Source organism: Stenotrophomonas sp. 78350_Sma (assembly GCF_056482105.1).
Window position 1 is genome coordinate 4,482,214 of record NZ_CM151182.1, and the last position, 14,378, is coordinate 4,496,591.

The 14,378-nt window shown below is 65.9% G+C and carries 14 protein-coding genes; 6 read left to right on the forward strand and 8 right to left on the reverse strand.

Annotated features, from left to right (window positions below; translation table 11 throughout):
- Positions 1 to 72 precede the first annotated feature (72 nt).
- The gene (locus tag ACZK4H_RS20680) at positions 73 to 3,432 is read right to left on the reverse strand and encodes a TIM-barrel domain-containing protein (protein WP_099603856.1); all 3,360 of its coding nucleotides are present in this window, start codon (positions 3,430 to 3,432) and stop codon (positions 73 to 75) included.
- Between the two features lie 322 nt (positions 3,433 to 3,754).
- Between ACZK4H_RS20680 and ACZK4H_RS20685 the strand changes: the two genes are divergently transcribed.
- From ACZK4H_RS20685 to ACZK4H_RS20710, 6 genes are all read left to right on the forward strand, one after another.
- Positions 3,755 to 4,921, forward strand: coding sequence for an SIS domain-containing protein (locus ACZK4H_RS20685; RefSeq protein WP_099554809.1), 1,167 nt, complete (start codon positions 3,755 to 3,757; stop codon positions 4,919 to 4,921).
- On the forward strand, positions 4,914 to 5,852 hold the full coding sequence (locus ACZK4H_RS20690) for an ROK family protein (protein ID WP_099554807.1): 939 nt from the start codon (positions 4,914 to 4,916) through the stop codon (positions 5,850 to 5,852). Before ACZK4H_RS20685 ends, ACZK4H_RS20690 begins: the two co-directional genes overlap by 8 nt.
- A gap of 17 nt (positions 5,853 to 5,869) precedes the next feature.
- The gene (locus tag ACZK4H_RS20695; RefSeq protein WP_099554805.1) at positions 5,870 to 7,204 is read left to right on the forward strand and encodes a D-tagatose-bisphosphate aldolase, class II, non-catalytic subunit; all 1,335 of its coding nucleotides are present in this window, start codon (positions 5,870 to 5,872) and stop codon (positions 7,202 to 7,204) included.
- Between the two features lie 33 nt (positions 7,205 to 7,237).
- Positions 7,238 to 8,014 (forward strand): DeoR family transcriptional regulator, encoded by a 777-nt coding sequence (locus ACZK4H_RS20700; protein ID WP_049453764.1) that lies wholly within the window; start codon positions 7,238 to 7,240, stop codon positions 8,012 to 8,014.
- Positions 8,011 to 9,138 (forward strand): N-acetylglucosamine-6-phosphate deacetylase, encoded by a 1,128-nt coding sequence (gene nagA / locus ACZK4H_RS20705; RefSeq protein ID WP_099554803.1) that lies wholly within the window; start codon positions 8,011 to 8,013, stop codon positions 9,136 to 9,138. Before ACZK4H_RS20700 ends, nagA begins: the two co-directional genes overlap by 4 nt.
- A 169-nt stretch (positions 9,139 to 9,307) precedes the next feature.
- Positions 9,308 to 11,110, forward strand: a complete 1,803-nt coding sequence (locus tag ACZK4H_RS20710) for an MFS transporter (RefSeq protein WP_099554801.1) — start codon at positions 9,308 to 9,310, stop codon at positions 11,108 to 11,110.
- Between the two features lie 52 nt (positions 11,111 to 11,162).
- Here ACZK4H_RS20710 and ACZK4H_RS20715 read toward each other — a convergent pair whose 3' ends face one another.
- The 7 genes from ACZK4H_RS20715 to ACZK4H_RS20745 all read right to left on the reverse strand — a co-directional run bounded on the left by ACZK4H_RS20715 (position 11,163) and on the right by ACZK4H_RS20745 (position 14,238).
- Positions 11,163 to 11,633: a SecDF P1 head subdomain-containing protein gene (locus ACZK4H_RS20715; RefSeq protein ID WP_099554798.1), complete on the reverse strand. Its 471-nt coding sequence runs from the start codon at positions 11,631 to 11,633 to the stop codon at positions 11,163 to 11,165.
- A complete protein-coding gene (locus tag ACZK4H_RS20720; protein ID WP_099554797.1) occupies positions 11,630 to 12,181 on the reverse strand; it encodes an HdeD family acid-resistance protein in 552 nt (183 codons plus the stop codon). The genes ACZK4H_RS20715 and ACZK4H_RS20720 overlap by 4 nt, the downstream gene beginning before the upstream one ends.
- A 521-nt stretch (positions 12,182 to 12,702) precedes the next feature.
- Positions 12,703 to 13,044: a hypothetical protein gene (locus tag ACZK4H_RS20725; protein ID WP_099554795.1), complete on the reverse strand. Its 342-nt coding sequence runs from the start codon at positions 13,042 to 13,044 to the stop codon at positions 12,703 to 12,705.
- Positions 13,045 to 13,135: 91 nt separating this feature from the next.
- The gene (locus tag ACZK4H_RS20730) at positions 13,136 to 13,483 is read right to left on the reverse strand and encodes a barstar family protein (protein ID WP_099554869.1); all 348 of its coding nucleotides are present in this window, start codon (positions 13,481 to 13,483) and stop codon (positions 13,136 to 13,138) included.
- Positions 13,484 to 13,518: 35 nt separating this feature from the next.
- A complete protein-coding gene (locus ACZK4H_RS20735) occupies positions 13,519 to 13,779 on the reverse strand; it encodes a guanyl-specific ribonuclease (protein ID WP_428843487.1) in 261 nt (86 codons plus the stop codon).
- Complete coding sequence (locus ACZK4H_RS20740; RefSeq protein WP_242884696.1) at positions 13,661 to 13,987, reverse strand: hypothetical protein; 327 nt, start codon at positions 13,985 to 13,987, stop codon at positions 13,661 to 13,663. Before ACZK4H_RS20740 ends, ACZK4H_RS20735 begins: the two co-directional genes overlap by 119 nt.
- A gap of 74 nt (positions 13,988 to 14,061) precedes the next feature.
- A complete protein-coding gene (locus ACZK4H_RS20745; RefSeq protein WP_478473032.1) occupies positions 14,062 to 14,238 on the reverse strand; it encodes a hypothetical protein in 177 nt (58 codons plus the stop codon).
- Between the last annotated feature and the right edge of the window lie 140 nt (positions 14,239 to 14,378).

The window sequence follows — 14,378 nt, forward strand, 5'->3', positions numbered from 1 at the left end:
AAACGCTCCCGGGCCACGGCCATGAGGGCCGTAGTCGGAATGGGCGGGGGGAGGAGCGGTGTTACGAGGGAGTCATGGGGCGACGATGCTGGCGGAGTCGCCCTCCTGGCCGATCAGCACGGCGTTGGCCCAGTTGGCACAGACCTGGGCGGGTTGGCTGCCCTGCGCACCCAGCGTGCGCAGGCTCAGGGTGGAAAGGCCACGGATGTCCAGCTCCGGCTTGACCACGCCGGGTGCCTTCACCAGGCCGCTGTCATACAACAGGCGGTTGTCACCCCAGACCTGGAACTGCAGGCCACCGGCGGTGCGGCAGGCGTCGTCGATGCCGAGGTCGGCACGCAGCAGGTGCCAGCCACCCTGCAGGCGCAGGTCGATGCGGCTGGTGGCGCCGACGCCCAGGCCACGGCGGAACTGCAGGCCGTTCATGCGCATGCCGGCGTCGCCACGGAAGGACTGGTCGGTGCGCACCTGGCTGGCCAGCGCGGCCGGCACCGGCAGCTCGGAGAGATAGCGCTGCCGGGCCGGTCGCTCCGGTTCCTGGTGTTCGAGGATGTGGAAGGTAGACAGGGCGATCGGGCCGACGTCGCGCGGCTGCAGTGCATCGAACGCGCGGGCGCTGCCCTGTGCGGCCGTGACCATCGGGTCGGTGCTGCTGGCGCCGCCGCCTTCCGGGTTCTGCACGCTCAGCACGCGGAAGCGCAGCAGGCGTCCGGCATGTGCCGGGAAGTCGATGCGCTGCACGCCTTCCTTCAACTGCAGGCGGCCACGTGCGATCGGCTCGCCCCACTCGCCGTTGCTGTCGCCCAGGTAGACCTCATAGTCGCGTACCTGGCCGTGCTTCCAGTTCTTGTCGTTGCGCGGTGCGATGTCGATGCCATCGATCATCCTGCGCTCGCCGAAGCCCACCACCCATTCGTGGGCACCGGTACGCACGGCCTGGTTGCGCACGCTGCGGAACCAGGTGGCCGGATCATCATCGAAGGCGTTCTCCAGCGCATGGCCAGGCTCTTCGGCCGGGCGATTCACCACCAGCAGGCTGTCGGCCGGCAGTTCACGGCCCAGCACCGGCGCGGCCGGATAGGCATCGTCGGCGGCCGCGGCGGCCACCGCAAAGTCCAGAGCCAACTGCAGCGGCTGACGGATGTCCTGGGTGGCGGTACGCACGTGCAGCGTGCCGCGGCGTTCTGCGGCATCGAAGTACCAGCCTTCAGCCGCACCGTTGAACGCAGCGGCATCAGCCAGCGCCGGCAGCGCGCGGCCACCGGCCTGCACCGCACGCGGCGCCTGGCGGCTGAGCACGCGCAGGCCATAACGACGCTGCGCCAGCTGGCCGTTGTACTGGCCCTGCACCGCATCGATCTGCACCTGCACCGGGCCACTGCCCTGCGCCGGGGCCTGCACGCGGATCTGCTGCGTGCTCGACTCGCCCTGCTGGTAGCGGCGCGTGTTGCCATCGTCTTCGTACAGCGTGTACTGCGAATCGCCCTGCGGGTACAGGTCGAACGTCACTTCATCCAGCGGCTTCTCGCCGTCGAACAGCATCGACGGGTACATCGGCAGGATCGCACCGGCACGCACGAACACCGGCAGCGTGGCCAGGTCCACCTGGCGGTCAAGCTGGCGGCCATCGGCGGCGGCCTGCACGCGGCGGCCGTCCCAGTAGTCGATCCAGCCGCCGGCCGGCAGATGGATGTCGCGGCGCCAGCCACGGCTGGCGGCCTGGCTGCGGTATACCGGCGCGACCAGCAGATCGCGGCCGAGCAGGAACTGGTACTTGTAGGTTTCATCCTGCGCATGCGGATCGCGCGGGTTGTCCCACATCAGGCCACGCACCGGCGGCGCGCCGGTCTGCGCTGCCTCGTGCACCAGCCCGTACATGTACGGGGTCAGGCGCATCTTCAACTTCAGGTAATCGCGGTTGATGCTGCGATAGGGTTCGTCGTACCACCAGGGGTGCTTGCGTGCGTTCGACGACCAGCCGCTCATGCCCATCAGCACCGGCGTGAACGCCTTCCACTGCAGGTCGCGGGTGAAGGTTTCGGCGCTGCCGCCGAAGATCGCATCGACATCGCCACTGGCGTAGGCCATGCCGGACAGGCCCGAACCGACCAGGGTCGGCACGTGCCAGCGGATGTAATCCCAGCTGCTGCTCTGGTCGCCGGTCCAGGCCACGGCATAGCGCTGGATGCCGGCCCAGCCCATCACCGTCCACAGGAACGGGCGCGAATCGGAATTGTCGAGGATGCCGTTGAACGCCTGGCGGTTGGCGTCCATCGCGAACTGGTAGCCCTTGCCGGTCCAGGCCACGTCCAGCTTCTGCACGCGGCTGCCCGCCTTGCCCACTTCCCAGGCGATCTTGTCGACGCCGTTCTCGGTCCACAGGCCGGTGCGGAAACCGTACTTGGCCAAGCCCTGCACGGTTTCCGGCAGCTTCTTGTAACCGCAGCCGTAACCATCGTTGGGCAGGATCCAGCCACCGGGCATGTCGTTGGCGCGGTACTGCTTGGCCACGGAGTCGATCACATCGGGCGTGGTGCCGGTCGGGCCGTCGCTCCAGCCCTCAGGTACGGTGCCGGGCTTCTTGCTGTTGTCGCCGTCGTTGTAGCAATCGGCATCGCCGTAGGACAGCGCCCAGCGCGCGACCATGTTCGGGCGGCCGGTCAGCTGGGTGTAGCGCTCGATCAGTTTCGGCAGGTCGGCGCCCACGAAGTAGTACGCATCGAAGCGGTCTTCGCGATGCAGCAGCGTGGCCTGGTCGGCCTCGCGCAGATCGTAGCTGCCATCGCTCCAGGTATTGCGGAGCATGCCCCAGCCACGGCTGCTCAGCAGCATCGGTGCGGGGCTGGGGCGGTCGCCCTCTTCCCAGCCGCCGGAGTAGGACACCTCCAGCTCGCGGCCCTTGAACTGGTAGCGGCCGTTCTGCTGGCCGCCACCGAAGTAGCCTTCATCAGCCTGCGAGGACAGCACCTGCACGCTCTGCGTGGCATCCAGGTCCAGCGGTTGCAGTTCCTGCCACAGCGCGGTGGGCTGGCCGTTGTCCAGGCGTTCCAGGCGCAGGCGCAGCGGCTGCCGCTGTACATGCAGCACCAGTGCATCGGTGCGCACGCGGATTTCCTGTGCGTCTTCTTCCAGCTGCGCCTGTACGTTCGCCTTGGGCTGCGGCAGCACGATCGGTGCGGCCTTGTCGCCGGCACCGGTCAGCGTGCCGTTGCGGCCCGCCTGCACGCGGATGATGTCGGTGGCGGGCAGTTCGATGCGGATGCGCGCGCCGCTGTCGGTCTGCAGGTCCCAGCGCTGCACGCCGTCACGGCTGGCGCTGGCGCTGACCGAACGCAGGTTGCCGACCGGCTCGGCCTGGGCCGATGTCGCAACCAGCAGCAATGCTGGCAGCAGGGCCAGCAGCAGCGGCGAGCGACGAACGCAGTTTTCCACGCGGACTCCCAACCCGTTCACCGGGCGTTTCGAAAGCGGTTGGGCCGACTCTAGGGCAGCGATTCGAAAGATGTCAACAAATTGAAAGGAAAAAGGAAGATATATTCCGTTGAAACGAAAGTTGTTGCGTCGCAATACTTTGTGTAAGCGCTTGCAGTCGCCTGTTAAGCATTGTGCGATACGGCATTCGCCGGTTTCTTGCGTTTTCCGGGATGCACTAGGTAGAGCGAAGTCGGCATCACATTTTCTTTCTTTTTACTTTCGCTATTTGACATTTCGAAAGAAAACACAGATGGTGCGCTGGCCCAACTGGAACCTCCGAATGGACGTCACCCTGCTTTCCGATGTGTCCGCCTGGCAGCGCCTTGGCGGAGCCGATACCGCTACCGAAATCGCCCAGCAGCCAGTGCTGTGGGACGCCCTCGCACAGGACCTGTCGCGTGCGCGCGACCGCCTGCAGGCCTTCCTCGGCGACAGCCTCAACGATCCCAACCAGCGCGTGCTGTTCACCGGCGCCGGCAGCTCCGGCTTCATCGCCGAAATGGTGGCCGACGCGATCAATGCGCAGTGGCCGGCCGAGGTGCGCGTGGTGCACACCACCAGCCTGCTGACCCACCCGGCGCTGTACCTGCAGCGCGACCGCCCGACCCTGCTGGTGTCGTTCGGCCGCAGCGGTTCCAGCCCGGAAAGCGTGGCCGCGGTGGACCGCGTGCGCAGCGATGTGGATGACGCGCGCTTCCTCGACATCACCTGCAACGCCGATGGCGAACTGGCCCGCCGTGGCGCCGGCCGTGCCGATACCTGCACCCTGCTGATGCCGTCGGCCAGCTGCGACCGCGCCTTCGCCATGACCAGCAGCCTGACCTGCATGCTGCTGGCCGCGCTGACCGTGTTCGATCGTTCGCCGTGGGATGCGCGCGTGGCGCGCCTGAAGCAGATCGCCGCGCTGGCCCGCGAAGGCCTGACGCAGTGGGATGCACCGGTGGCGGCGCTGGCGCAGCGCCCGTTCAACCGCATCATCTACCTCGGCAGCGGCCCGCTGGAAGCACTGGCACGCGAGTGCGCGCTGAAGGTGCTGGAGCTGACCGCTGGCCGCGTGCTGGCGCTGGCCAACACGCCGCTGGGCTTCCGTCATGGCCCGAAGTCGACGCTGGATGGCAACACCCTGGTGGTGCTGCTGCGCAGCGTGCAGCCACTGGCGCGGCGCTACGAACAGGACCTGCTGGAAGAACTGCGCCGCGATGGCGTGGCCGGCCAGGTGCTGGCGATCGGCCCGCACTCGGATATCGGCGTCGATGACGAGTACACCCTTGTGGTGCCGCCGCTTCACACTACATTCGACGACCCGTGGCTGGCGCCGGTGTGGCTGGGCTTCGCGCAGCTGTTCGCGCTGCAGCGCTCGACCGCGCTCGGCCTGACCCCGGACAACCCGTTCCCGGACGGCACCGTCAACCGCGTCGTCAAGGGCGTCACCATCCACCATGGCTGAGCTGATCGCCCACGCCTGCTACGGCATCGACATCGGCGGCACCAAGATCGAGCTGGTGGCGTGCGATGCGGCGATGCAGGTCACCTGGCGCCGCCGGGTCAGCACCCCACAGGGTGACTACGACGGCTTCCTCCAGGCGGTGGTGGCGCTGGCGGCAGAGGCAGATGCTGCACTTGGCCGCAGCGATGCGGCCATCGGCATCGCCCTGCCCGGCGTGCGCGATCGCCGCACCGGCCGCCAGCTCAGCGCGAATGTGCCTGCACTGACCGGCCAATGCGTGGCGCAGGATCTGCAGACACGGCTGCGGCGCCCGCTGCACTTCGGCAACGATCTGCAGTGCTTTGCCCTGTCTGAAGCACACGGCGGTGCGGCTGACGGCTACCCCAGCATGTTCGGCGCCATCCTCGGCACCGGCGCCGGCGGCGGCTTCTGCCTGCAGGGCCGGCTGCTGTCCGGCTTCAATGGCCTGGCCGGCGAATGGGGCCACTGGAGCGTGCCCGGCCACCTGCTGCAGCGCCATGGCCTGCCACTGATCGACTGCGCCTGTGGCCTGCAGGGCTGCGTGGAGCGCTACGTGTCCGGCAGCGGGCTGGCGATGATCGAACGCCATCTGGGTGGCGGTGCGGTGGATGCCAGCGCGGTGATCGCCCTGGCCGAGGCCGGTGATGCCCGTGCACGCCAGGCGCTGGACATCCACCGGGACCTGCTCGGCCACAGCTTGGCCGCGCTGGTGCTGGCGCTGGACCCGCACGTGATCGTGCTCGGCGGTGGCCTCTCGCAGTACGCACCGCTGTACCAGCAGCTGCCGGCGGCCATCGCCGCCCATCTGTTCAATGGCGTGCAGGTACCGCCCATCGTACCGCCGCGCTTCGGCGATGCCGGGGGTGCACGCGGTGCCGCCCTGCTCGCCTGCCAACCCTCGTTTTCCTGATCGACCGGAGCCTGACCATGTCCCCGTTGCAGACCCTGCTTGCCTCCCACCGCGCCGGTGCCAACGTCGGCCTGTACAGCGTCTGCTGCAGCAACGAACAGGTGCTGCGCGCGGCCATGCACGTGGCGCTTGCGCACGGTACCGTGCTGCTGATCGAGGCCACCTCCAACCAGGTCGACCAGTTCGGCGGCTACACCGGCATGACCCCGCCGCAGTACCGCGACTACGTGGGCACGCTGGCCGATGAGGAAGGCTTCCCGCGCGAGCGGCTGATCCTGGGCGGTGACCACCTTGGCCCGAATGCCTGGCAGAAGCGCCCGGCCGTCGAGGCGATGACCCACGCGCGCGTACTGATCGAAGCCTACGTCGCCGCGGGTTTCCACAAGATCCACCTGGATTGCAGCATGTCCTGCGCCGATGACCCGGTGCCGCTGCCGGACGCGATCGTCGCCGCGCGTTCGGCCGAGCTGGCCGAAATCGCCGAGCGCACCGCTGCGGATCATGGCCTGCCACCGCCGGTCTACGTGATCGGTACCGAAGTGCCGATTCCCGGTGGCGAAGCCTCGCTGGCCGAAGGCCTGCAGGTGACCACGCCCGCTGCTGCCGCGCAGACCCTGGCCATCCACCAGCAGGCGTTCGACACGCCGCAGCTGCGCGATGCGTGGCAGCGCGTGATCGCGATGGTGGTGCAGCCGGGCGTGGACTTCGACCACAGCAGCGTGCACGAGTACGACGCGGCCGCTGCCAGCACGCTGGCCGACTTCCTCGAACAGCAGCCGCGCATCGTGTTCGAGGCGCATTCCACCGACTACCAGCGCGAAAGCGGCCTGCACGCGCTGGTGCGCGACCACTTCGCGATCCTCAAGGTCGGCCCGGCGGCCACCTTCGCCTACCGCGAAGCGCTGTTCGCGCTGGCCGCGATCGAGGCCGAACTGCTGCCGGCCGCGCAGTGCTCGCGCCTGCCGCAGGTGCTGGACGAAGTGATGGTGGCGCAGCCGAAGTACTGGCAGTCCTACTACCAGGGCGATGATGCCGCGCTGCGCCTGCTGCGCAGCTACTCCTTCAGCGATCGCTGCCGCTACTACTGGGGCGAGCCCGCGCTGGTGCAGGCGGTGCAGACCCTGTTCGCCAACCTGGAACAGCACGCGCCGCCGCTGGTGCTGCTCAGCCAGTACCTGCCGGAGCAGTACCGCGCCGTGCGCGAGGGCACCCTGGCCAATACGCCTACCGCGCTGGTGCAGCACCGCATCGGCCTGTGCCTGGGCGAGTACGCCCGTGCCTGCAGCGCCAACCAGGCCGGAACCCGCACGCACCACGCAGGCGCGGCTGCCGCCGCTGCTGCGAACGGCTAATCTCTACCTTTCCCCGCGACACCGAGAATGGCCATGCGCAACACCCGCTCCCGCCGGCAACAGATCCTGCAGCTGCTGATCGAGCACGGCTCGGTGCAGGTAGCCGATCTGGTCGAGCGCTTCGGCGTGTCGGCGGTGACCATCCGTGCCGACCTGACCCACTTCGAATCGCAGGGCCTGGCCAACCGTACCCACGGTGGCGCCACACTGGTGCGCACGCCGCCGCAGGAACAGGACATCCACGAAAAGGACGCACTGAACCTGCCGCTGAAGGAATCGATCGGCGCGTGCGCCGCGCGCCTGGTACGGCCTGGTGACAACATCATCATCGACTCCGGCTCGACCACGATGACCCTGGCCCGCCACCTGCGCAGCCAGCGCGACGTGACGGTGATGACCAACGGCCTGAACATCGCCTGGGAACTGGCCAACGCGCCCGGCATCAACGTGCTGCTGACCGGTGGCCTGCTGCGCCAGCAGTCGTTGTCGCTGCAGGGCAGCCAGGCCGAAGCCAGCCTCAATTCGTACAGCTTCGACACGCTGTTCCTGGGCGTGGACGGCCTGGACCTGCAGTTCGGCCTGACCACCCACGACGAAGCCGAAGCCCGCCTCAACCATCGCATGGTCGAGCGTGCACGCCGCATCGTGGTGCTGACCGACGCCTCCAAGTTCGGGCGCGTCAGCCTGCACCGCATCGCCCTGCTGGATCAGATCCACACCATCATCACCGATGCCGGCATCGACGACGTCTCCCGCGAGGGCCTGCAGCGGCTGGGCATCGAAGTGATCATCGCCGAGCCCGCCGCATGACCGACACCCGTTCCCTGCATGGCCGCATCCTCACCCCGCTGGGCTGGCGGCGTGGCCAGGTCCACTTCGATTCCCACGTGCGCCAGCTGCAGGTGGATGACCACAGCGGTGCCGACGACCTGCAGTTGCCGGTGATCCTGCCCGGCTTCATCGACCTGCACGTGCACGGTGCGGCCGGCGTGGACCTGATGCAGGGCGGCGACGTGGCGCGCACCATCGCCCGTACCCATCTGCGCTTCGGCACCACCACGCTGCTGGCGACCACCATGACCGCCGGCCTGGATGAGATCGAGCACGCGCTGCACGGCGTGGCCGCGACCATGGCCGCACCCGATGCAGACGCCGCCAGCATCGTCGGCGTACATCTGGAAGGGCCGTTCATCAGCCCGCAGCGGCTGGGCGCGCAGCCCAACCGCACCATCGAGGCGACGCTGGCGCTGGTGCAGCAGCTGCATGCGCTGGCGCCGATCCGGGTGATGACGCTGGCACCGGAGATCGGCGAGCACACCGCGCTGATTCCTGCGCTTTCCGCGATGGGAATCCGCGTGCAGCTCGGCCATAGTGCCGGCACCTACGAGGAAGGCGTGGCCGCACTGCAGGCCGGCGCCTCCGGTTTCACCCATCTGTTCAACGGCATGACCGGCGTCGATCACTATCGCCCGGGCATTGCGGCGGCGGCACTGGCACATGCGCAGTACGCCGAAATCATTCCCGACCTGCAGCACATCCACCCCGGCGTGATCCGCCTGGCCGCGCGCGCGATCCCGCGCCTGTACGCGGTGACCGATGCCACGGCCGCCACCGGCATGCCCGATGGCGAATACGCGCTGGGCGAGCAGCGCGTGCACAAGTGCGGCGGCTGCGTGCGCCTGGCGACCGGTTCTCTGGCGGGTAGTGCACTGACCATGGACCAGGCGCTGCGCAACCTGGTGCAGGTGGGCCTGGAGCTGGCCGATGCCTCGCAGCGTGTGTCCACCTTCCCGGCCGACTACCTGGGGCTGGATGATCGCGGCCGCATCGCGCCCGACGCCCGCGCCGACCTGGTGGTGATGGACGCCGAACTGCGCCTGCAGCAGGTGGTGGTGGGTGGGCGCGTGGTCAATTTGAACGCCGCAAACGCCTGATATCTGCGTTTCTGTAGAGCCGAGCCATGCTCGGCTGCTTTTCATACCGACATCGATGACGTCCGTGCCGCGCTTCGCACGGCAAGCCGAGTATGGCTCGGCCCTTCATGAAGCGCGCAAGCGCAACGCCTCAGCCACGCACCATCCCCGTTATTCCAGGAATACGCCGATGACCGCCGCCGCCGCACCTGCCGTACCCGCTTCCACCGCTCCGCGCTGGCCCGTACGTTACCTGCTCTTCATCGGCGGCCTCGGTGGCCTGTTGTACGGCATCGACATCGGCATCATCGCCGGTGCCCTGCCCTACCTGGAGGCAACGGCCAGCCACGCGTGGCAGCTCAGCAGCCAGCAGCTTGGCTTCGTGGTGGCAGCGGTGCTGCTGGGCAGCGTGTTGTCGTCGCTGTTCGCCGGCATGGTCGCCGACCTGATCGGCCGCCGCGGCGCGATGCTGCTGGCCGGCCTGTTGTTCACTGCCTCGATTCCGATCATGGCACTGGCCTCCGGCTACACGCCGCTGCTGCTGGGACGCCTGCTGCAGGGCATCAGTGGCGGCCTGATCGGCGTGGTCATTCCGTTGTACTTGGCCGAAGTGCTCAGCCCCGAACGACGTGGGCGCGGCGCGGCCATGTTCCAGCTGCTGCTGACCGTTGGCCTGGTGCTGGCAGCCCTGATCGGCCTGTACCACGCCCACGCCGTGGATGCCGCCGCCGAAGCCGTGCGTTCGCTGCCGGTCGCGCAACAGGCGCAGGAACTGTTCACGGTGAAGGACCATGCCTGGCGCACCATCTTCTGGACCTGCCTGGCGCCAGGCCTGCTGTTCTGCGCCGGCATCTTCTGGCTGTCCGAATCGCCACGCTGGCTGGTACGCCGCGGCCGCATCGATGAAGCCCGCCGCAGCCTTCAGCGCGTCCTTCCCGCCGCAGACGTCGAGCCCACGCTGGCGCAGATCCAGGCGCCGGAATCGAGCAGCAGCGATGGCAAGCGTGACCCGCTGCTCAGCCGCCGCTACGTGGTGCCGTTCCTGCTCGCCTGCGTGGTGCTGGCCTGCACCCAGGCCACCGGCATCAACTCGGTGCTGGCCTACGCGGTCAACATCCTCAACCAGGCCGGCCTGTCCGGCTCGGTCGCCAATGGCGCCGACGTGGCGATCAAGCTGCTCAATGCGGTGATGACGGTGGTCGCGTTGCTGCTGGTCGACCGCAAGGGTCGCAAGTTCCTGCTGATGCTCGGCAGCGGCGGCATCTGCGTGGCCCTGCTGGCGGCCGCCACGCTGTTCTTCCAGGCCGAGCGCGGCCGTGCCGATGTGCAGCCGCAGCTGCAGGCGGCGGTCAGCGGCGACGGCCTGCAGCTGGTGCTTGATGACGCGCAGTGGCAGCGCCTGGGCAATGGCATCGACAGCCAGGGCCGACCGATGCAGCTGACCGTGTCGTACGCCTATGGTGACTTCACCAACGTGCGCGCCCTGCGCAGCGACAACCTGACCGATCGCGAGCTGCGCATCGAGCGCGCCGGCACCGTGCAGCCCGACAGTGTGATTGGTGCGTTCTTCCGCAAGCTGCATCTGAACCCGTTCGCCGACCCGGCCAGTGCCGCGCAGGCGCCGCTGCGCATCGAACAGGCCCGCATCGGCCCGGTGCCGCCGCCGGCACATGGCTGGGCGGTGGCCGCCTGCATCCTGGTATTCGTCGCGTTCTTCGCGGTCGGCCCCGGCGTGTGCGTGTGGCTGGCGCTGTCGGAGCTGATGCCGAACCGCATCCGCTCCAACGGCATGAGCATCGCACTGCTGATCAACCAGTTCGTGTCGACCACCATTGCCGCCATCTTCCTGCCCACGGTGGGCCACTACGGCTACGCTAGCATGTTTGTGTTCTGGGCGGCCTGCACCTTCGTGTTCTTCCTGGTAGCCGCGTTCTGGCTGCCGGAGACCAAGGGCAAGTCGCTGGAGGAGATCGAGGCACGGTTCGCCCGGTAGCGGTCGACCTTGATCGACCCCCGCGCATGGCGCGGCGGTGTTGGCGCGCCCGTCACTGACCGGTGATGTGCTTCGCCAACGCCTGTGCCTCGGCAATGCTCGGCAGCCCGCTCAGCATCATCGATTCACCGAACGGGCCTTTCACCGTCGCCACCATCAGCACGCGGCCATCCACACTGATCGCTGCTCGCTGGCCCACCAGTGCTGCCGTGCCATCGTGGATGCGCTGATGCGCTTCCGGCCGATAGCGGATCTGCAGGCCGGGCTGCTGGCCTGCGTCCTGCACATAGCGCACATCGGCAATGTCGGCGCTGCCGGCAATCGGCGGCTCGCGCAGCGCAAGGGTCTCGCCCTGCCACTGCGCTTGCGTGCCTTTGCCGTCCGCATCAACCGCGCTCAGGCGCACATCCACACCGGGCCGCGGCGCATGCTCCTTGCCTGCCAGGACACCGGGTGTGGCACCCGGCGTGCATCCGGTGATGGCCAGTGCCGCGCCCAGCAGCAGCAGAAGCGCCGTTCTCACTTCAGCTTCCGCAGCTTGAATGCCACCAGCACCTGCAGCAGGCCGTACAGCAGGCTGCCGATGCCGATCCACAGCGTGGTTACCGCCACGCCGGCATATGGATTGGCCGCAAACAGCAGGCCCAGCACCACCGCCAGCACGCCGCTGAGGATCAGCAACCATTCGCCCTGGATCTGCTTGCGCACGCGGATCGCGAACACGATGCGATAGATGCCGGCCACCAGCAGCCACGCCGCCAGGAACAGCACCAGCACGCTGGCCGTTGCCAGCGGATTGATCACCGCCAGGATGCCGAAGCCCAGCGAAGCAATGACATACAGCGCAAGCCAGCCGCGCGAAGCGCCGCTACCGCCGCTGATCAAAGCGAACAGGCTGATGACACCCTCGACGATGGCCATCACGCCCAGCGTCCAGGCCAATGCCATGGCCGCCGACAAGGGCCAACCGATGGCGATGATGCCAAAGCCGAGAGCGACCAGGCCATACAGCAGCAGGATCCACCAGCTACGGCCGATTGCCGACAACAGGGGAGACAAGGGGGAATTCATGGCCACTCCTTCGATCCGTAATCGGGTTCATCGTAGCCCGTTGTGATGAAGAGGGGGATCACTGTGGTTCTGGATCGGCTTGGCACAGGCCCGAAGTCAACTAATGATTCACAGTTTTCCTCACTAAACGAAAAACCTCTTTTCGCGGCACGTCATCGTGAATATCAAGCCCCGCTTAATCCTTCCGGAGCGTGCACGTCAGCAGTACAGAATATGCTGAACAAGCAAGCACTCAGCCCCTAGGTATCGAGCTGAAGACCTCCACTATCGCGCTGCCGGCAGCGATGTCCGAACGCGTGGCGCTATCGTCGTTCTTCTTCGTGTCGCCCGGCGGGCTCAGCCCTGCATCAGCCATGCTCCCCAGCGGGTCGCATCGCCCCCGGCATCAGTCCAAGCTACTTTGCCTTTGGCTGCAACAGGCAGGATTCGAGTCCGACGAGAAGATACGGAATCGGGTAATGCAGGGCGCCTGGTGAATTCGGCGATTGAACTAAATATCCCCGACTGGGCCGGGGCTGCTTTCAACGCTTACCTGCCAAATCAAGAGCAACCGCCAGCCTAATCCTCCCCCACTGCGAACGAAGCGATCTCTCGTAGTCCTTCACGCCAGCAATCTGAAAATCCACAACTTTCCCACCAAGCCTTGAAACTTCAAGCTGAATCACTTCCACCCCATTGACCAGGACCGTGTATAGATCCTCAGATTGTTCAGGCGTCCAATTCAACACAAAAGCGCTATCAATCAAGCCGAGCCTGCCCACCATGATAGAGAACAACTGATTTCCCGGCTCTCTAAGCCCAGCCCATGACGCAGATAGCTCCTCACGAAAAGATTGTTCCGTAAGGCTTCCAATCAGCTTCATTTAATCCCCCCAGAGTAGCCCTCAAGTTACCAAGCTTATCAGTTAGATCCGGTCGAAGTTACCCGGAGCAATTTCGATACATTTACCCAAACTAGCTAGCTAAAATACATTCCACTCTACATTGATCGCCTTCTCTAAAGAAAACTTCGAACTCATGAACTTCACTTCCTGACCAACTGGCAACTGCATCACGCAAGATTTCCAAGTAAATCTTCAAATCTTCGTCCACAAAATTTGGAAGCCGCTCATGTACAACAACAATTTTTTTGCAGGGAATCCACTCAAAATCATTCAAACAATCATACAGAGCATCCCAATTAAACCCAAAATACCCTGGAAACCACAGCAAATAATACAGAGCCCTCAACAACTCGTCCGGAACAGATATATGAGGATCAACCCTCACATAAAACACTTCCGCAGAACTGTATGACGGCATCGACTCATAATACTTTATCGACAATTAATTAACCCTCAATTATTGATCGGAATAAATGTCTTATAGTGATCTGCAGTGTAGTACATCTCACCCCCCTTTCCGACAACTATACGCTGAGCTCCAGGCCCTGTGACTCCCGGGGTAGGGTGTACATACTCCGTATAATAGCCAGCCGGCTTAACCGGCAAATCTCCTGCACGATTTTGGAATATAGAACCATCGTTTCTGTGAGGGTAGGATCCACCTGACCTTATCCGGGTGCAGCTGCCGATTGAACCGGTCCCCGGCCACCGCAATGTTGGCGCCCCTGCTTCCACCCAGAGCACCACCCACCATCGCGCTGCCGACTTCCATCAGCGACTGGTAGTCCTCCCAGCTCAGGCTGTCCTTGTTGTTCTCCAGGTAATCCGAGATCGCCTTCTTGGCCTTCTCCGCACCGGCAGCACTCACCGCGCCCTTCAGCGCATCGGCCCCACCCAATGCGGCCATCGCTGCACCGGCCATGCCGTGCAGCAGTGCGCGTCCGTTGCCGCCATCGGCCCAGAACGCCTTGCCTTCTTCGGTCTCCGCCTTCTGGCTCAGGTAGCCACCCAGGTCCCCCCCCCCCCCCCCTTGAACAACAGCTGCCCGCCCAGCTGCATCACCTCGGCACGCTCCCGCATCTTGCGCAGGTCAACGGCCGACATCGCGCTGTTCAGGTCACCCGCGGTGGCGACGATGCTGACGTCGCCCTGGCTGCGGATGCTGCTGCCCACCGCCGACTGGTCGTGGCTGGTCTGGCTGGCACTGGAGCTGGAGGCAACCGATGCAGATAGGACGGACTAGCCCTCAACTGAAAGTACCAGTTCCGCCATCATTCTAAATTTTTCATTTCAGCGCCTGCCACTCTGATTCT

Coding starts and splice junctions, on each gene's coding strand:
- ACZK4H_RS20685 (WP_099554809.1), top strand. CDS start 3,755: ATGGACGTCACCCTGCTTTCCGATGTGTCCGCCTGGCAGCGCCTTGGC.
- ACZK4H_RS20690 (WP_099554807.1), top strand. CDS start 4,914: ATGGCTGAGCTGATCGCCCACGCCTGCTACGGCATCGACATCGGCGGC.
- ACZK4H_RS20695 (WP_099554805.1), top strand. CDS start 5,870: ATGTCCCCGTTGCAGACCCTGCTTGCCTCCCACCGCGCCGGTGCCAAC.
- ACZK4H_RS20700 (WP_049453764.1), top strand. CDS start 7,238: ATGCGCAACACCCGCTCCCGCCGGCAACAGATCCTGCAGCTGCTGATC.
- nagA (WP_099554803.1), top strand. CDS start 8,011: ATGACCGACACCCGTTCCCTGCATGGCCGCATCCTCACCCCGCTGGGC.
- ACZK4H_RS20710 (WP_099554801.1), top strand. CDS start 9,308: ATGACCGCCGCCGCCGCACCTGCCGTACCCGCTTCCACCGCTCCGCGC.
- ACZK4H_RS20720 (WP_099554797.1), bottom strand. CDS start 12,181: ATGAATTCCCCCTTGTCTCCCCTGTTGTCGGCAATCGGCCGTAGCTGG.
- ACZK4H_RS20725 (WP_099554795.1), bottom strand. CDS start 13,044: ATGAAGCTGATTGGAAGCCTTACGGAACAATCTTTTCGTGAGGAGCTA.
- ACZK4H_RS20730 (WP_099554869.1), bottom strand. CDS start 13,483: ATGCCGTCATACAGTTCTGCGGAAGTGTTTTATGTGAGGGTTGATCCT.
- ACZK4H_RS20740 (WP_242884696.1), bottom strand. CDS start 13,987: ATGGCCGGTGCAGCGATGGCCGCATTGGGTGGGGCCGATGCGCTGAAG.